This is a genomic window from Isosphaeraceae bacterium EP7, assembly GCA_038400315.1.
In the GTDB taxonomy this organism is placed as follows: Bacteria; Planctomycetota; Planctomycetia; order Isosphaerales; family Isosphaeraceae; genus EP7.
On the sequence record CP151667.1, the window covers coordinates 3,604,754 to 3,622,670 of the forward strand.

General features: G+C 69.7%; 14 protein-coding genes. 7 read left to right on the forward strand and 7 right to left on the reverse strand.

What is annotated here, in order from left to right; genetic code table 11:
• Positions 1 to 2 precede the first annotated feature (2 nt).
• On the forward strand, positions 3 to 3,119 hold the full coding sequence (locus EP7_RS13950; RefSeq protein WP_463521659.1) for a protein kinase domain-containing protein: 3,117 nt from the start codon (positions 3 to 5) through the stop codon (positions 3,117 to 3,119).
• Between the two features lie 158 nt (positions 3,120 to 3,277).
• Here the strand turns inward: EP7_RS13950 and EP7_RS13955 are convergent, their stop codons facing one another.
• Positions 3,278 to 3,493, reverse strand: coding sequence for a hypothetical protein (locus EP7_RS13955; RefSeq protein WP_463521661.1), 216 nt, complete (start codon positions 3,491 to 3,493; stop codon positions 3,278 to 3,280).
• A gap of 389 nt (positions 3,494 to 3,882) precedes the next feature.
• Positions 3,883 to 4,557, reverse strand: a complete 675-nt coding sequence (locus EP7_RS13960) for a PSP1 C-terminal domain-containing protein (protein WP_463521663.1) — start codon at positions 4,555 to 4,557, stop codon at positions 3,883 to 3,885.
• A 210-nt stretch (positions 4,558 to 4,767) separates the two neighbouring features.
• On the opposite strand from EP7_RS13960, the gene EP7_RS13965 reads away from it, so the two are divergent.
• Complete coding sequence (locus tag EP7_RS13965; RefSeq protein WP_463521665.1) at positions 4,768 to 6,909, forward strand: heavy metal translocating P-type ATPase; 2,142 nt, start codon at positions 4,768 to 4,770, stop codon at positions 6,907 to 6,909.
• Positions 6,910 to 6,960: 51 nt separating this feature from the next.
• On the forward strand, positions 6,961 to 9,072 hold the full coding sequence (locus EP7_RS13970; RefSeq protein ID WP_463521667.1) for an FG-GAP-like repeat-containing protein: 2,112 nt from the start codon (positions 6,961 to 6,963) through the stop codon (positions 9,070 to 9,072).
• Here EP7_RS13970 and EP7_RS13975 read toward each other — a convergent pair.
• The 5 genes from EP7_RS13975 to EP7_RS13995 form a co-directional block, all read right to left on the reverse strand.
• Entirely contained in the window at positions 9,038 to 9,934 is an 897-nt protein-coding gene (locus tag EP7_RS13975) for an alpha/beta fold hydrolase (RefSeq protein WP_463521669.1), read from the reverse strand. The genes EP7_RS13970 and EP7_RS13975 overlap by 35 nt on opposite strands.
• Before the next feature lie 23 nt (positions 9,935 to 9,957).
• Positions 9,958 to 10,638, reverse strand: a complete 681-nt coding sequence (elbB, locus tag EP7_RS13980) for an isoprenoid biosynthesis glyoxalase ElbB (protein WP_463521671.1) — start codon at positions 10,636 to 10,638, stop codon at positions 9,958 to 9,960.
• A gap of 161 nt (positions 10,639 to 10,799) precedes the next feature.
• On the reverse strand, positions 10,800 to 11,333 hold the full coding sequence (locus EP7_RS13985; protein ID WP_463521673.1) for a Dps family protein: 534 nt from the start codon (positions 11,331 to 11,333) through the stop codon (positions 10,800 to 10,802).
• A 252-nt stretch (positions 11,334 to 11,585) separates the two neighbouring features.
• On the reverse strand, positions 11,586 to 12,611 hold the full coding sequence (locus tag EP7_RS13990) for a D-2-hydroxyacid dehydrogenase (protein WP_463521675.1): 1,026 nt from the start codon (positions 12,609 to 12,611) through the stop codon (positions 11,586 to 11,588).
• Positions 12,608 to 13,717, reverse strand: a complete 1,110-nt coding sequence (locus tag EP7_RS13995; RefSeq protein ID WP_463521677.1) for a hypothetical protein — start codon at positions 13,715 to 13,717, stop codon at positions 12,608 to 12,610. The genes EP7_RS13990 and EP7_RS13995 overlap by 4 nt, the downstream gene beginning before the upstream one ends.
• A 164-nt stretch (positions 13,718 to 13,881) precedes the next feature.
• Between EP7_RS13995 and EP7_RS14000 the strand changes: the two genes are divergently transcribed.
• The 4 genes from EP7_RS14000 to EP7_RS14015 are packed head-to-tail and all read left to right on the forward strand — an operon-like array spanning position 13,882 to position 17,903.
• Positions 13,882 to 14,397: an RNA polymerase sigma factor gene (locus EP7_RS14000; protein WP_463521679.1), complete on the forward strand. Its 516-nt coding sequence runs from the start codon at positions 13,882 to 13,884 to the stop codon at positions 14,395 to 14,397.
• On the forward strand, positions 14,361 to 14,891 hold the full coding sequence (locus EP7_RS14005; protein WP_463521681.1) for a hypothetical protein: 531 nt from the start codon (positions 14,361 to 14,363) through the stop codon (positions 14,889 to 14,891). The genes EP7_RS14000 and EP7_RS14005 overlap by 37 nt, the downstream gene beginning before the upstream one ends.
• Positions 14,888 to 16,342 (forward strand): hypothetical protein, encoded by a 1,455-nt coding sequence (locus EP7_RS14010; RefSeq protein WP_463521683.1) that lies wholly within the window; start codon positions 14,888 to 14,890, stop codon positions 16,340 to 16,342. The genes EP7_RS14005 and EP7_RS14010 overlap by 4 nt, the downstream gene beginning before the upstream one ends.
• Before the next feature lie 40 nt (positions 16,343 to 16,382).
• Positions 16,383 to 17,903 (forward strand): DUF1559 family PulG-like putative transporter, encoded by a 1,521-nt coding sequence (locus tag EP7_RS14015; RefSeq protein ID WP_463521685.1) that lies wholly within the window; start codon positions 16,383 to 16,385, stop codon positions 17,901 to 17,903.
• Positions 17,904 to 17,917 lie beyond the last annotated feature (14 nt).

Here is a 17,917-nt window from a genome sequence, read left to right on the forward strand (position 1 = left end):
CGATGTCCCCCCGTCCCCGCCGCGACCGCGCGACGCGAGGCGGCCGGCCCGCCCCCTCGGCCCGGAGGTCCGTCCCGGGGGAGTCACGCCGAAGGCCCGACGCGGGCGCCAGCGCCGGCCCCCCGCTGAAGGCCCGCCGCCCTGCGCAGCCTCCCAGGACGGGACGCGCGGTCGACACGGTCGACTCGCTGCTCGAAGAGATGGCCGACAGCTGGGGACGCGGGGAGAATCCCGCCGCCGAGTCGTTCCTCAGCCGCCTGCATGAACCGTCGCCCGACGATCAGCTGGCCCTGATCTACCAGGAATATTGCCTGGCCGAGGCCGCCGGAGTCGAGGCCGATCCGGCCGACATGCTGGCGCGATTCCCTGGCCACGCAGCCAGCCTGAAGCGGCTCTTCGGCCTGCATGGGGCCCTCGACTCGACGCAGCTGCGCGACGCGATCGGCCCGGTCGGCTCGACCGTCCTGCCCGGCCTGGGCGACCAGGTGGGCCCGTTCCTCCTGATCAAGGAGATGGGCAGCGGGGCATTCGCTCGGGTCTACCTCGCCGAGCAGACGGACATGGAAAGCCGCCTGGTCGTCGTCAAGCTGGGGGAGGCGGCCACGTCGGAGCATCGCCTGATGGCCCGGGTCCGCCACCCGCACGTCGTCGAGGTGATCTCGCACGCGGCGGTCGACGGCGGCGCGTTCCAGATCATGGTCATGCCCTTCCTGGGCGGGGCGACGCTGGGGGCGGTGCTGGAGGAGCGGCGGCGGCGCGGCGTGCGGCCCAGGCGCGGGGTCGACCTGCTGGACGACCTGGACCATGTCTCGGCCCCCGAGTTCAAGGCATCCACCGCGGGCCAGCCCGCGCGCGAGCTGATCTCCGGTCTCTCGCACGCCCAGGCCATGGCCTGGGCCTTCGCTCGGCTGGCCGAGGCCCTCGATTACGCCGAGCGGCGGGGGGTGACGCACGGCGACCTGAAGCCCTCGAACATCCTGATCGCCGCCGACGGCGCGCCGATGCTGCTCGACTTCAACCTCGCGGCCGACGACTTCGCGCCGGGCGCGGCGACCGACTCGATCCGGGGGACCCCCGCCTACATGGCCCCGGAAGTCCTGCGGTCGGGGATCGCCAGGCCCAAGGCGGCGATCGACGCTCACAGGGCCGACCTGTACGCGCTGGGCCTGGTGCTCCGCGAGTCGCTGACCGGGCTGGCGCCGCCGAACGTCTCGGTCTCGGGGCAGGGGGGATTCGCCGCCCTGGCCGTCGCGCTGCTGGAGGCGCGGGCGGCCGAGTCGTTGAAGGGCCGGACCTCGATTGGCTACGACGCGGGCCTGCGCTCGATCATGGACCGCTGCCTGGCCGACGACCCCGCGGACCGCTACGCCCGAGGTAGCCAACTGGCCGAGGACCTCGAGCTCTGGAGGTTGGGACTGCCGCCGGCGCACGCCCGCGAGTCCAGGCTCGTGAAGCTCACCCGCGCCCTACGCAAGCGCCGTCCTCGCGCCGTCCTGGCGTCATTGGCGGTCGCCCTGGCCCTGGCGGTCGGCTCGGCGGTGGCCGTGCGAGAGGTCTACCGCGCCAGCCAGCGCGAGCAGGCCCTGGCCCAGCTCGCCGCCACCTGGGACCGCCACGAGCAGGGCGCCATCCGACTCCAGCGTCAGACTCAGTACGGCGACTGGGGCTCGGACGTGGATCCCGTCGCGCTGGCCACGCGACAGCTCTTGAGCTACCGGGTGCTTCCGCCCGGCGATTGGCGTCAGCGGGACAGTGTTCTCCGACTGCCACCCTTCTGGCGTGAGGAATTGGAGGGCTGGCTTCATGAGCAAGCCTTGCTCCTCTCGATCCAGACCCGTCGCCAGGGCCGCGGAACCGATGATCGCCAGCGGGCACTGGCCTACCTCGATGCCGTTGACCCCTCCGGAAAATCGACGGCTCTGCGATCCGAGCGCCGGCGGCTCACGGGCGAGTCGGGCTCGATCGCCCCGCCCTCGGGCGAGGACCCGCCGGGATGGCTGGAAGACTATCTCCTCGGCGTCGCAGCTGAGGAGGACGACGTGCGACCCGACTCACGTGCGGCCCTGGCTTTCTACAATCTGGCCCTGACGCAGCGCACCGGAGGCTTCTGGGCGCACTATCGCGCCGGGTTCGTCTCGCACAAGCTGGGAGAGTCGCGTGCGGCAGCCGGGCACTTCGGAGCCTGTATCAAGCTGCGGCCCGAGAATGCCACCCTTCTCACCAGGCGCGCCGGCGACTATTTCCTGATGGGCGACCACGCCGAAGCGTCAAGAGACCTGGATGCTGCCCTGAAGCTAGACCCGGAGCTGAAAGAGGCTTACGTCACCCGGCTCCTAGTACGCACTGCGCTGCGGCGAGGCGAAAGCGCACGAGCCGATATGGAAGGCTTCCTGAGCCGCGCACGGTTCGGCGATCCGGCGGCCCGCGCCCGGCTTCAACAGTTGCTCGCTTCGGAGAGTCGGTTCGGCCTGCTGCCCTCCGCGAAGGACCAGGCTCAGGCCAAGGACCTAATCCTGTCCCTTGTGCCAGACGATGTTGACACGCGTGTCAACCACGCCCACCAGTTGGCCAGAGCTCGCAAGCTCGACGAGGCGATCGCCTTATTCGACGAGATCATCGCTGAGCAACCCAGGCATGTACACGCCCGCGCGTTGAGAGCCGGTTGCATGTTCAACCTGCGTCACCCGGGGACGGCTGAGGCCCTCGTCCGCGTCATCGAAGACCCGCAGTTCGAACAGGTCTGCGCCTACGACCCACTTTCGCTTCGACTTTTCGACTACGCAGCTCGCACCCTGGGGAATGAGGGTCGCGAGTACGCCGCCTTGCGTTACGCACGCAATGGCCTTCTCCTAGCTCAGGGGCAGGGCCAGCACGACAAGGATGGAATCAGGAAGGCCATGCGGGCCGAGATGAACTACTCGGTCGCGAGGAGTCTGGATGTCGCAGCGAAGCTCAACCCGTCGCTTAGCGATCAGGTAGCCGGCTACCTGAATGAGGCACTACGCGATAATCCCAAGATCCTTCTCGAAATGGAGGTCGACCCGGATGACGACTTCCCCAGGGCTCGCGAGCACTCAGGCCTGAATCTCGCCCGGATGCTGACCTCTACTCCCCGCTGAACCTCGGAATCGTTTCCGACTCGGCCTGCGGCGTCAGAGACGTCCCGGAAAAGATGAAGAGCCCTGCCGGACCCCCTGGGACGGGCGGGGTTGGAGCCGGCAAGGCTCATCGATCGTCTCATAGAATCGGGCCGAGCATTCAGGTTATCCGGCCAATCTCAGCGGACGGGGCCGAACGGCGGCGGCGGGGGCAGTTCCTTCGGAGTGTCGTAGGAGATGGTGCCGCTGACGGTCATCGACAGGCTCTGGGGGGCCGGGGCGAACTGGGCCGAGGTACCGGGGAAGCTGGCGGCGGGGTAGAGAGCGTAGGAGGACGGGCTCAGCTTGCGTTCCAGGGCTTCGGGGGCGAACTTCGGGTTGCGGAAGCGGTTCATCGATTCCATCTCCAGGTGCATGAGTCTTTTGAGTCTTCGTTTTTGAGTGGGCCACATCGCCCGTCCTTAAGAGATAATCCCTTTTTCGGGATGTTTTCTCCCTAGTATTTCGGTGGAAATCCGAAGTTTGTTTTAAGTTCTTTGTTGGTAGACGTTTATGTCGTGAATTATTTTGGGAATTGTCGAGATCAGGGCGGGATGCCCGGTGGAGATGAGCCGGGAACGTCTCCGTGGGGCGGGGAACGTCCGGTCTGAGGCGGGGGATGACGGCCTAATCCCGTATGTGCAATATCGGGGTGTCGACGCGGATTCGGCCCGGGCGTCAGGGGGACGCCGGGCCGCGATGGATTTGGGATGGGAGGGTCAGGAAGAGAGGGGCGGGGCCTGGATCAGCGGCCGACGCCCGCGGGGCGGGCCTTCGCCGCGATCAGGTCCTTGACGCCGCAGGAGCCGCAGCCCCCGCCCGTGCCGCAGCCGCCCTCGCCGCCGGAGGAGCCGCAGCCGCCCCCGCCGGAAGAGCCGCACGAGCCGCAGCCATGCGAATCGTCGTCGGGCTGGTGGTCGTCTTCGCGTTCATCCTCGGCGTTCACGTCGGCGCCGACGGCCTCGAGCCAGACGTCCAGGCCGCAGCGGACGAGGAACGCGTCGCGCAGGCCGGCGGCCTCGAGGTGGTGCGGGCCGAGGTAGTGGAGCACGGTCCGGTTGCCGTCGAGCAAGGGCTCGGCGTCGACCAACTCGATGGGCCAGACGCCTTCGGCGAGGACCGCCCGGCACGCCTCGAACCGCCCGGCGCGGTCGCGGTCGAGCGTCTCGGCCATCTCCAGGTCTTCGGCCCCCGCGAGCCTCAGCAGCCGGCCGGGCCCGCCCGGGGTCGGGGGTGGCGAGCCGTCGTCGGCCTCGGGCCGGCTGGATTCGAGGAGGATCCGGCCGAGTTCCAGGCCACGTCGGGTCCGGATCACGGCGTCCAGGCCGACGCAGGGGCCGGGGGCCATGCCGGGCTCGTCGGCGGTGAACCAGCCCGTGCGCCGTTCCAGGCCGTAGCGGATGAGGAAGCTGCGAGTCATGCGATCCCTCGGCGCGATCCGAACCGGCCCGCAGCGTACTCGAAGAGGTCGGGCACGCGCGGGCCACTCCAGTCTAGCGGCCGGAAAAGGGCCCGGACAAGGCCGGCAAGACGCGACTGGCAGCTTCGTCTATAATCTTCGGTCAGGCTCGATGCCCGGCGAGACAGGCGCGGACGTTGGCGCCGACCGGGGCCGAGGAGGGGGACCGCGATGGCCCAGACCCGCTGTACGTTCAAGGTCCGGGGGCTGGACTGCCCGGTGGAAGCCGCCGAGCTTCGAAGGGCCCTGGAGGGGTTTCCCGGGGTCTTCGACCTGGGCTTCGACCTCCCGAGGGGGACCATGACCGTGCGGTATGACCCCTCGGCCACCGGCCCCCCGGCGCTGGTGGGCCGGGTGGCCGAGCACGCGGGAATGACGGCCGAGGCGGTCGGCGAGCCCGAGTCGGGCGAGGCCCCGACGCTGTCGTGGTGGGGCCGCAACGGCCGGCTCGCGGCCACCGTCGCGTCGGGCCTGCTGCTGGCGGTCGGCATGGCGGCATCCTGGTCGGGCCGCGAAAGCTGGTCGAGGGTGGCCTACGCCCTGGCGGCGGCGGCCGGCTCGCTGGACCTGCTGCCGCGAGCGCTCAGGGCCCTGCGCGATCGACGGCTCGACATCCACGTCCTGATGGCCCTGGCGGTTGCGGGGGCGGCCTGGCTGGGGCAGTGGGACGAGGCCGCGACGGTCGCGTTCCTCTTCGGCCTCTCCGACCTGCTTGAGACCATGAGCCTGGAGCACGCCAGGCGCTCGATCCGGAGGCTGCTGGAAGTCGCCCCCGAGACCGCCGAGCTGGTGGGCGAAGGGGGCCAGGTCCGGATCGTGCCGGCGGCCGACCTGCGCACCGGCGACCTCGTCCGGGTCAGGGCCGGCGAGCGGGTGCCGATCGACGGCACGGTGGTCGAGGGGCGCTCGGGCGTCGACCAGAAGTCGGTGACCGGCGAGAGCGTGCCGATCGTCCGCGGGCCCGGCGACCGGGTCTATGCCGGGACGGTCAACGGCGAAGGGAGCCTGGAAGTGCGGGCCTCGGGCCCCCTGGGCGAGTCGGTGGTCACTCGCCTGATGGAGCGAGTCCGCGCCGCGCAGGCGGGCCGTGCGCCGGTCCAGCGCTCGGTCGAGCGGTTCGCGGCCGTCTATACGCCGGCCGTGGTCGGGGTCTCGCTGGCCACGGCGCTGGGCGGGCCGCTCGCCCGGCTGGGCATGGGCCTGACGCCGGACTGGGCCGACTGGTTCGGCCGATCCCTCATCGTCCTGGTGGCCGCCTGCCCGTGCGCCCTGGTCATCGCCACGCCGGTCGCCCTGGTGAGCGCCATGGCGGCGGCTGCCCGGCGCGGCGTGCTGGTGAAGGGGGGGCAGTTTCTGGAGGCGATCGGCCGGCTCAAGGTCCTGGCGTTCGACAAGACGGGGACGTTGACGCGGGGCGAGCCTGCGGTGGTCGACGTGGTGGCGGCCGAGGGTAACGCCGGCGACGACGTCCTGCGCATCGCCGCGGCGCTGGGGGACCGCGGCGGACATGTGCTGGGCCGGGCCATCGCCCGCCACGCCCGGCACCTGCGGCTGGACGTCCCACCGGCCGACGAGTACCAGGCGGTCCCAGGCCTGGGGGCCACCGGGCGCGTCGACGCGCAGCGATATCACATGGGTAGCCACCGCTACATCGATGAGTCGGGGCAGTGCGAGGCGGGCTTCCACGAGCGATTGGCGCTTGCCGACGGCCCCGGCACGTCGGTGGCCCTGACCGACGGCCGACGCCCGATGGGGTGGATTACCCTGGCCGACGAGCCCAGGCCCGAGGCCGCCGCCGTCCTGGCCGAGCTGCGAGGCCTGGGGATCGTCCCGGTGATGCTCACCGGCGACAACCAGGCCACGGCCGCCGCCATCGCCGCCCTCCTGGGCATGGTCGAGCTGCGTGCCGGCCTGCTGCCGGGCGCCAAGGCCGACATGATCGCCGAGCTGGAAGCGACCCGCGGGCCGACGGGCATGGTCGGCGACGGCGTCAATGACGCCCCCGCGCTGGCCGCCGCGAGGGTGGGCGTGGCCATGGGCGGGATCTCCAGCGCCGCGGCCCTGGAGACCGCCGACGTGGTCTTGATGGCCGACGACCTGACCGCCTTGCCCTGGCTCGTCCGCCACGGCCGGGCGACCCTGGCGCGGATCCGGCAGAATATCGCCCTCTCGCTCGGGACGAAAGCTATTGTTCTTGTGCTGGCCCTCTTCGGCATGGCAAGCCTGAGGATGGCCGTGATCACCGATGTCGGCACCAGCCTGCTCGTCACGGTCAACGCCCTGAGGCTGCTCCGGGCAGGAGACCGCCGCTGAGAATTGGCCGCCTGGAGGCGGACGGATCCGAACCTCTTGAGGAATCAACCGATGCCGGATGCAGTCGTCAAGTTGCGGACGAAGGGCAAGCCCGGGCGCCGCTTCAGGCCGGCCCTGGCCGAGTTGGAGCCGCGCCTGCCGCTGGCCGGCGACCTGGCCGTACCGACCGCCGATGAGCAGTACATGCTCGAGCTGATCAACCGGATGCGCGCCAACCCGGCCGCCGAAGGCCAGCGGATGCTGGCCCAGGTTCGGGCCGACCCCGTGCTCCAGTCTGCCACCCGCAACTGGGACATGAACCAGTTCGTCCGGGTCATCTCGGCCTTCGCCGCGTCGCCCCCGCTGGCATTCAACACCCGGCTCATCGCCGCCGCCCGCGTGCAGAACGGCGCGATGCTGGCGATGAACAACCAGGTCCACGCCCCCCAGGGATTTCTGACCGACCCGGCCGTGGCCAGGGCGGCCGACGGCCAGGCGTACTACCCGGTGAACAACCTCTCGTGGTCCACGGGCGAGAACATCTTCGCCTACTCGGAGGTCGTCCAGAAGACGCGCCTGCGTGACTACGTGGACTACCTCCACGCCGGCTTCGTCATCGACTGGGGCAACCCGGACTACGGTCACCTGCACAACCTGCTCGCCCCCGGCCCGTCGGGCACCACCTTCGGCACGATCGGGTTCAGCGAGATCGGCGTCGGCCTGCTCACCGGCGCCGTCCCGACCGCACCCTCGCCCAACAGCAACGACGTCGGCCCGGTGCTCGTCACCCAGGAGTTCGGCTGGCACACCGGCAACCCCTTCCTCACCGGGACGTTCTACAAGGACACCGACGGAGACAATTTCTACTCCCCCGGCGAAGGGCTGGGCAGCGTGACGATCACCGCCACGCGTCGCGGCGGCGGCGGGACGTTCCAGGCCACCACCTGGGCCTCGGGCGGTTACTCGCTGGCGATCCCGTCGGGGATCTACGACGTGACGACCTCGGGCGCGGGGACCGACGGGCTGTCGACCGTCGTGACCATCGGCCAGGACAACGTCGGCTGGGGCGCCAAGGTCTCCGCGGTGTCCGTCACGCCTGCGGGGGATACGCCCATCCCGGGCGACTACGACGGCGACCACAAGGCCGACCGCGCCGTCTATCAGCCCTCGACGGCCCGCTGGTTCGTCCGCTCCAGCCTCAACGGATCGACGGCCGTCTACACCTGGGGCGTGGCCGGCTCGACCGACACCCCGGCTCCGGCCGACTACGACGGCGACGGCAAGACCGACCTGGCCATCTACCAGCCCAGCACCGGGCGCTGGCAGATCCGGACCATGACCAGCACCCCGGGCACGCTCTCGGTCGTCTGGGGCCAGGCAGGCGCCGGCGACATCCCCGTGCCGGGCGACTACGACGGCGACGGCAAGGCCGACATCGCCGTCTTCCGCCCCAGCACCGCGCAGTGGTTCATCCTCGGATCGGCCACGGGCCCGCGCGTCGTCACCTTCGGCCTCGCCGGCGTCGACCTCCCCGTGCCGGCCGACTACAGCGGCGACGGCAAGCTGGAGCTGGCCACCTATCGGCCGTCCACCGGCCAGTGGTTCCTGGGAACCGCCACGGGATCGGTGCTCATCAACGGCCATGTCTGGGGCCAGGCCGGCAGCGCCGACGTCCCGGTTCCCGCCGACTACGACGGCGACGGCCGGGCCGACCTGGCCGTGTATCGGCCCGGCTCAGGCCAGTGGTTCCTGAATCTCGCCGGTGCCCCGCCGTTCACCTGGGGGGCCGCCGGCAGCACCGATCAGCCCGCCCCGGCCGACTACGACGGCGACCGCAAGGCCGACCTGGCCGTCTATCGCCCCGAGAACGCCAACTGGTACACCTCGGGCTCGACCGCCGGCCAATCGGCCATCCTGTTCGGCCGCTCGGGCACGGGCACCTCGACGGCGATGCTCGCCAGCCAGGGCGTCACGGCGATCGGCACCTTCACCGGCCGGACCTCGCTGGCCGCCGGATCGGCCGCGGGAATTCAGGCCAGTTCCGCGACTGCGACCAACTCCACGCGCACATCAAGGCCGAGACGTCCGGCGGTTCCCGGCGACGCCGTCCCGGCCCCATTCCCGGCGGGCCGGCGTCGTTGGGCGTCGTTCAAGGGGCGGGCTTGGGCGCGGGCTTCGGTTTGAGGTGCTCGTCGAAGAAGGCATAGGTCTCGGCCAGGGTCCGCTCCATCTCGGCGCCGGCCCAGCCGTGGCCGGCCCCCTCCAGGATATCAACCCGGCCGCCGACGCCCAGCTTCGTCATCGCCTCACGCAGCTTGGTCGCCTGAGTCGCCGGCACCAGCTCGTCCTTGGTCCCCTGGAAGGTCAGGATCGGCGGGTCGTCCCGGGTCAGGAAGGTGAGCGGAGAGGCCTGCGCGGCGAGTTCGGGCTTCTTCACGGGGAGGCCCCCCAGGAAGTCGTGGACCATCACGCCCGAGACGATCGGGAGATCCCGCGCCGTCAGGTCCGTCGGCCCGAAGTAATTCACGATCGCCCGCACGCGGGTGCTCGGCGAGCCGGCCTCCGCATCCCCTTCCAACCCATCCTTGGCATCGGTCAATCCCAGCATCAGGGCCAGATGCCCGCCCGCCGAGAACCCGACCACGCCGACGCGTTCGGGGTCGATGCGGTACTCGGCTGCATGGGCCTTCACCCAGCGCACCGCGGCCTTCACGTCGTGCACCTGGGCCGGGAACGGGAACTCGGGGCAGAACCGATATTGCGGCGACACGGCCACGTAGCCGCGATGCACCAGCTGGTCCATCAGTGGGGCCACGTCCCCCTTCGACCCCCCGCGCCAGCCGCCGCCGTGGATCGCCAGCACGGCCGGGAATGGCCCCTCGCCCAGCGGCCGGGCCACGTCGAGCTTCAGGGGCGTGCCCGACGGGCTCGCATAGACAACGTCCTTGTTCCGGACGATCGAGGGGTCATCGGCGGCGCAGGCGCGAACGCCCACGAAGCCCATCAACGCGAACGCGGCCAGGGCTGCCTTGCTGCCAGATCTCATCGGTTGCCGCCCTTTGTCTTGGTTCATACGGTCGGGACGGCGACCATTGCCAGCACCGAGTCGACGCACTTCCTGATCCCCTCGAACACCTCGGCAGGCCCTTGCCCCAGCATATAAGCCGGAGTGCTCGCCACCTTGTGTTCAAGGTCGGTCACGGCCTCGGTGACGGCGGCCGCGCGGTGCGTGACCCCCATTTGCTCCAGCGCCGCCGCCGTCCCCGTGTCGTCGCCGATGGTGAGCTTGACGTTCACCCCCGCGCGGCCCAGAACCCGGCCCAGCAACGCAGGGGCGATGCAGATGGCGCCGATCGGCTTCCCCTGCTTGTGCACCGCCTTGATGAACGCCTCGACGCCGGGGTCGACGCGGCAATCGGGCCCTGCCGCGGCGAAGTCGCACAGGTTCAGCGCCGCGCCAAATCCGCCCGGAATCACCAGCGCGTCGATCGAGTCGACGTCAACCTCCGAGACCCCGACGATCTTGCCGCGAGCGATCCGGGCCGATTCGGCAAGCACGTTTCGGCGCTGGGCCACCGGCTCGCCCGAGCGATGGTCGACCACCTTGGCCTGGTCGATATCCGGTGCGCAGCAGACCGCCTCGGCGCCCGCCTGGTCGAGCGCCAGCAGCGTCAAGACCGCCTCCTGAATCTCCGCTCCATCAAGATATCCGCAGCCGGACAGGCAGACGGCGACTCTGGGTCGGGACATGCGTTCGAAGCTCCGAGGTGATTCGGTCGGCGATCGCGGGTTCAGCCCGCACGTTTCACCTTGGATCATAACGGATGCCGGCCGCCAGCCAAGCGAGGGGGGGAAGGCCGCGGGGTGGGGCGCGGCCCGGTCTCGCCCGGTCGGTCGGACGTTCAACAACTTCAGGGCTGGCCGGCGGACTCGGCCGGGCGGCAGGCCTCGAACAGGAACCAGTTGCGGCGCTCGGCCTCGTCGATCCAGACTTCCAGCAGGCTGGCGGTCGCCACGTCCTTGTGCTCGTCGCAAAGCTCGTGGGCCTCGCGCATCCGGGCCACCGTCTGGAGGTTGTCCTCGCGCAGCTCGGCCAGCATGTCCAGCGGGGTCACGTAGTCGGCGTCGTTGTCCAGAACGCGCTGGAGCCGGTTGATGTGGCCGATCGACCGGATGGTCGTGCCGCCGAGCTTCCGCACTCGCTCGGCCAGGGGGTCGGTGGCGGCGAAGATCTGGTCGGCTTGCTCGTCGAGCAGCAGGTGGTAGTCGCGGAAGTGCGAACCCGACATGTGCCAATGGAAGTTCTTCGTCTTCAGGTAGAGCGCGAAGAAGTCGGCCAGCAGGGCATTGAGCGATGCAGAGATGTCGTGAGTCGCGTCGGCCGACAGGTCGGTCGGAGTATCCAGCGGGGCCAGCTGCCGCCGCTTCGCACCTTTGGCGTCCATCGTTCGAGGCTCCATCTAAGGAAAAAGGGACCAGGCCAGTTGACCCGGTCGTCGTGTCTAACACCATGCTCGTCTCATCCCACGATCCTACGATCGAAAACCGGGCGATTCACGCGCCAAGATCCCGTTCATCGGTCGTGCGAGCATGCGAGCGAGCCTCGCCCTCGGGGGGTGCGAATCGCTCGCTCGGTCGGCCTCATTGTACGCTCCACCGTCAAGGCCGGTGAGGGGCCGCTCCTTCGTTGGCGTTTGTCAAAACCAGGAGGCCTTGTCCACCAGGTTCTCGGGCGGCTCCCCCGCGACGAACCGGCGGACATTCTCGCGCAAGGTGGCCAGGTGCCGGCCGGCGATGACCGGGGAGTAGCCCGCGGTATGCGGCGTGAGAATCACATTCGGCAGCGACCAGAGCGGGTGGTTTCTCGGCAGTGGCTCGACCTCGAAGACGTCGAGCGCCGCCCCCGCCAATTGCCCCGCCTTCAACGCCGAGACGAGATCATCCAGGACGACGATCGCACCCCGGCCGATGTTGATGAGATAGGAGCTCGGCCGCAGGTGGGCGAGGGTCTCGGCGTCGAACAGGCCCTCGGTCTCGGGCGTGTGAGGCGCCGCGATCACCGCGAAGTCGCTCCAGGCCAGCAGCGCGGGGAGGCCGTCCATCCCCTCGACGCCCTGCACATGCGGATCATCGCCGATCCGTTCGGGGTGGCGGTCAACGGCCCGGATGGTCAACCCGAAGGCGGCGGCCCGGCGCGCGATCTCGCGGCCGATCGCGCCATAGCCCACGATGCCCAGCGTCGCATCGGGCAGGTAGATCGTCGCCCGGTCCATGGCGTTGACTGTGCCGGGGCCCGCGGCAAAGCTGACCCGGGCGTCCTCGCCGCCGATCGGCTCATACTTGCATTCGGCCTGGTTGCGGATGTAAACATGCAAGTTGCGGGCGAAGCAGAGGATGTAGCCCATCACCTGGTCGGCGATCACGTCGCCGAAGAGACCCCGCATGTTCGACAAGGTGCAGGGGTGTGCGACAAGCTCCGGGAAGATGTAGTGCTCCAGGCTTGCCGTGAACGACTGGACCCATCGGAGTCTGTCCGCGCGTCCGAGCATCTCCGGCGTCACCTTGCCCAGCACCGCGTCGGCCCCCGGCATGGCGGCGCTCGCCTCGTCGTGGCCGGACGCGTTGACCCAGATCGCCCCGGGCGCCTCGGCCTGGAGGACGGCGAGGCGGTCGGCGTCGATGGCCGGGTGGATGACGAATTTCGGATGTTCGAGCTTGCTCATCGATCCGTCTCCCCGCGGCAGACGGCCGTCAGATGGCCGGCCACGCGGTCGGCGCCGTCGGCCGGGAAGGGGGGCGGCCCCGGTTTCAGGGAGAACGCCCGATCCAGCGCACGCCCGAGCCGCAACTCGTTGAACTCCCGCTCGGTCGTCGGCACGCCGCCGCCCCATGCGGTCAGGGCCCGGTCGAGCGCCTCGTGCTCGGCGAACCCGACGCGCGGCGGGTAGATCATCGGGGTGCCGGCGGCCATCGCCTCGCAGGCGGTGCCGTAGCCCGCCTTCACCACCATCGCATCGGCGGACGCCGCCAGGTCTGCGCCGGTCCAGTGCTCCGGGGCGACGACATGCAGGTTGGGCAGGTCGTGCCCGGGCGCCGGGTGGAACGCGACGAAGTGGACCCCCGCAAACTCGGCCAGCCGGTGCCAATCCATGTCCGCCTGCCCGTAGCGGCCGACGTAGAAGTAAACGAGTTTGTCGGATGAAGACAATTTTAACAAGCCGCGAAGCTCCGCACCCCGATCGACGCCAGCCGAGCAGACCATCCCCACCTCGATGATCGGAGCTACGTCCTCCATCGGCAGCGCGGGCTCGGCGCGGAACAGGGCGGTGGCATCCTGGTAGGCACGATGCACCTCGGCCACGAACGCGGGGGCGTCCCCCCCCAGGTTGCGGGCGTGAGGCCCATAAATGTCGGCCCAGGTGAAGTTGGCCAGCAGGAATCCCGGAATTCCCGCCCGACGTGCCGCCACCAGCGGCAGCGGAGGCGCGTCGCAGAGCACGGCCGCCGCGCCCGAGGCCCGCAACGCCTCGGCCTCGGCATCCACTCGCCCGATCGACGTCTCATAGATCGAGCGGGCCGCGGCGATGGATGCGGGGCCATCGGTAGCCGCGCTATCCCCGGGCGGGTTGACGGCCCCCGAGTCCGAGACGTGCTCGTGCAGGCCGGCGTCGCGGACCAGCCGCTGGCGCCAGGCCTCGAACAGATTCGGGTGGCAATGGATGTCGACCGCCACGTCGGCGGGCACCCGGTTCAGCACCGCCACCGTCCGATTCAGGTGCCCGAACCCGTGGCTCGTCACGTAGACGGCCAGCCCACCGCGTCGCCCCATGCTCTGAGTCCTATTGGAGATCCAGCGTCCCCGTCGCGGGGAAGGGGGAGCATACTCAACGCCTGTTAGGGGGGGCAATCGGGAAAAAGCCGGGATGAGATGGCCTGACTGTTGTCATAGTGACGGGAGACGGGACCAACGCGGCAACGGGCGGGCGAGGACCGATGGACGTCGAGCAACTCGGACGCCTGATCGACGGCCATTCGGCCGCGCTTACCCTGTATGCCCGCCAGTGGTCGGGCGACCCCGAGGACGCGGTCCAGGACGCGTTCATGGCCCTGGCGGCGCTCCGCTCGCCGCCGGAAAACCCCGCCGCCTGGCTGTTCCGGGCGGTGCGAAACGCCTCGATCAACGCGGGGATCGCCGGCAAGCGAAGGCGGCGCCGCGAGGCCGAGGTCGCCTCTCACCTCCCCCCCTGGTTCGATCCCGACCCCGGGGGCCTGGCCGATTATCCGCTCGACCCCGACGAGGCGCAGGCCTCGCTGACCGCGCTGCCCGACCCGCAGCGCGAGGTGATCGTCGCCCGACTCTGGGGCGCCCTGACGTTCGAACAGATCGGCGAACTCATCGGTGTGTCGTCGAGCACCGCCCATCGCCTCTACCAAACCGGCCTCTCGACCCTGAGAGAACGCCTGGGGGTCCCATGCCGCCCGAGCCCGCCTCGCTCGACCCAGATCTGAATGCCCTCGAATCCGGCCTCGCCGCGCTGCCGCCCTCGCGTCCGCGCCTCGACCGCGACCGCCTGATGTACGAGGCCGGCCGTGCCTCGGTCGGGCAAACCACGAACCGGCATGCGTGGCTCGCGGCGGCTTGCGTCACCGCACTGGCGGTGGTCGAGGGCGTCCTCCTGGTCAATCGGCCGGGACCACGGGTCGTCGAGCTTCTCGTCGTTGATGAGCCGGCCCGGGCCACGGTCCCCGCCGCGGTCAAGTCCAGGCCGGAGCCGATCCCCGCCCCCGTCAGATCCCGCCCTTCCTCGCCGCTCGTCGACGCGTTCCTCGGCGGCGAGACTCCTTACCAGCGACTGACCGGCCAGGTCCTCCGCTTCGGCCTCGACGGCCTGCCCCCCTCGCCCCCCGCGGCCTGGGCGGCTGTCGAAGACTCGCCGAAAACTCCACGCGAACAACTGCGAGACGAGCTGCGCCGAGCCCTCGAACCCGGAGACCGCTCATGAAACGGACCGTCGCCTTGATCCTGATGCTTGCGTTCCTGCCGCCGGGCCTGGCGATGGCGCAAGCCAAAACCATACCCGTCGAGCTGATTCTGCGCCCGGCCCCCCAGCCGGTGCCCGCCCTGAAATATCGGCTCGTTCCCGAGCCCCGAATCTTGATCCCTGGCAACGCCGCCGTGTTCTATCACCGGGGTATCTTGCTCCTCGCCCAGTCCAGCCTCGGCCAGGCCCGCGCCCCCGGCGCGAAGCCGCCCGACCCGGAGAACTCGCCCGAGATGCGCATCTCGCGATGGGCCACCGGCCCCATCGCCCAGCTCCCTCGGGAGGAGGCCCGCAAGCAGCTCGAAGCCTTCCAGGGCCCGCTGAAAGAGGCGGAGCTTGCGGCCATGCGGCAGACTTGCGACTGGGAATTCGACCGGCGGAAGGAGGGCTTCGACCTGTTGCTGCCGGAGATCCAGGAACTGCGCTCGCTGGCCCGGCTGATCGCCGTGAAGGCGAGGCTGGCGATCCTCGACGGCAAGATCGATGAGGCGATGCACTGGATCCAGGTCGGGATGGTGATGGGCCGGCATGCCGCCGAAGGGCCGACGCTCATCCAGGCCCTGGTCGGCGTCGCGATCGACAGCGTGATGGCAATCTGTCTGACCGACCTGATCCAGGCCCCGGGCACGCCGAGCCTCTTCTGGGCCCTGGCCGATCGACCGCGGCCATTCATCGACCTACGCCGGCCGATGGAAGGCGAGCTGACCCTCTTCAACAAGGCCCTGCCAGAGCTGGAAGAGCTCGACCGGGGGCCGATGAGCCTGACGGAGGTGAGGCGGTTCGTCGAACAGATCCAGAAGAAAATCTACAGCCTGACCGGGAGCGCCCTGCCACCACCCGGCGGGATGGGGCAGCTCGGCATCGCCGCGATGGCCGTCAAGGTCTACCCCGAGGCCCGGAGCGGCCTGATCGCCGCCGGCCGGACCGAGACGGAGGTCGACGCCATGCCCGTGGTCCAGGTCTCGGTGCTCTATTCCATCAAGGAGTACGTGAAGCGACGGGACGAATCGTATAAGTGGATCAACGTGCCCTACTGGCAGTCGTATGACCGGGTTGACCCGCGGGGCGACCGGACGATGGAAGCGAAGCTGTCCAGCCCGCTGCTCACCCTCTTCGACTTGCTGACGCCCGCGATCAACTCGGCCCGCCTGGCGACGCTACGCCTCGAACGCCATCTCGACGCGATGCAATGCATCGAGGCCATCCGACTGGACGCCTCACTGCACGGCGGGAAGCTCCCCGCCAGCCTGGAGGCCATCACCGAGGCCCCGACGCCGATCGACGTCATCAGCGGGAAGCCGTTCTCTTATGCGGTCAACGGCGACACGGCCACGCTCTCGGCCCCCGTCCCCCCCGGTGGCCCCAACCACCCGGCCTATTCGATCAATTACCTGATCAAGCTGGCGAAGTGACCCGACCTTCACGCCCGGACCAGCCGGGTAGGAGCCTTGCATGACCCTCTCATGGACCCTGGCCGCCTGCTTGCTCGTCGGCGCCCCCCCGCAAGGGGAGGGCGCCGGAGTCGTGTCACAACTCATCGGCGACGAGGTCGCCGCCGTGGCGAGGGTCAGCCTGACGGGCGGGACCTTCGAACGCTCGGTCCGCCAGATCCTCGGCGCGCATGCCGAGAGCCCCGAACTCGCCGGCGGCCTGAAGTCAGCGGGGGGACTGATCGGCGCGTTGGAGAAGGCCGGGGCCAAGGAGCTCGTCATCCTGCTCGATCCGGCCGACTTCCCCGGCTTTCCGGTCGTCGTCGTCCCGCTGACCGCCGGCGGCAACGCCGACGAGATCAAGCGGCTTTTGACCACGGATGCGTCCGGCCTGCCGTTTCACTGGCCGGCCGCCGAGACGATCCGGGGCGCGGTCGTGGCGGGCAAGCCCGAGGCCCTCGCCCGGATCAAGCAGGCCAAGCCCGCGGCACGCCCCGACGTCGAAGCCGCCCTGGCCGCCTCCTCGAAGACCTCGGCCTTCCTGGCGATCGTGCCCAGCACCGTCCAGCGGCGCGCCCTTGAGGAGTCGATGACCAACCTTCCCCCCGAGCTCGGCGGGGCGCCCCCGGAGATCATCACCAGGGGCCTGACCTGGGCCACGCTCGCCATGACCGATGACGCCAAGCCCAAGCTTCGCGTGGTGCTCCAGGGGAAGGACGAGACCGCGGCCGTCGAGCTGCGCAAGGTCATGGCCCTGGCCATCGCCCGCGGAATTCCTCCCCTCCTCGCAGAAAATCCCGCCCTCAAATTGGCCACAACCCTGGGAGCGACCGAGCGTGCCGAGGCCGGTGCTCGCACGACGTATGAGCTGGACATGGCCGCCGTGGCCCAGGAGCTGAGCAAGCCCCTCATCTCGGCCCGGCTTGCCGCGCAGCGGTCCCAGAGCGTCAACAACCTGAAGCAGATCGGCCTGGCGATGCACAATTATCACGACGCGACGAAAGCGTTCCCGCCGGCCTATCTCGCCGCCAAGGACGGCAAGCCACTGCTGAGCTGGCGCGTCCTGATCCTCCCTTACCTCGACCAGGCCCCTCTCTTCAAGGAGTTCCACCTCGACGAGCCCTGGGACAGCGACCACAACCGCACGCTCATCTCCAAGATGCCCAAGGTCTACGACGCCCCGGCCGCCACGCGAGCCCTGGCCGCCGAGGGGAAGACGACCTATCTCACCCCGCGCGGGGCGACGACGATGTTCCCGGGCGCCCAAGGCGTGAAGATCCAGGAGATCACCGACGGCACGTCCAACACCATCATGACCCTGGAAGCCGACGACCAGGCCGCCGTCATCTGGACCAAGCCCGACGACTGGGAGGTCAAGGCCCCGCTCGACTTGCAGGCCCTCTTCGGACGCTACCAGGGGGGAACGAGCTTCGGGTTCGCCGACGGATCGGTCCGCTTCCTGAAGAAGTCGATCAACCTGCAAGTCATGGATGCGCTGCTCACCAAGAGCGGCGGCGAAGTGATCAGCTCCGACGCGTACTGAGCCCAAGAAGGCGC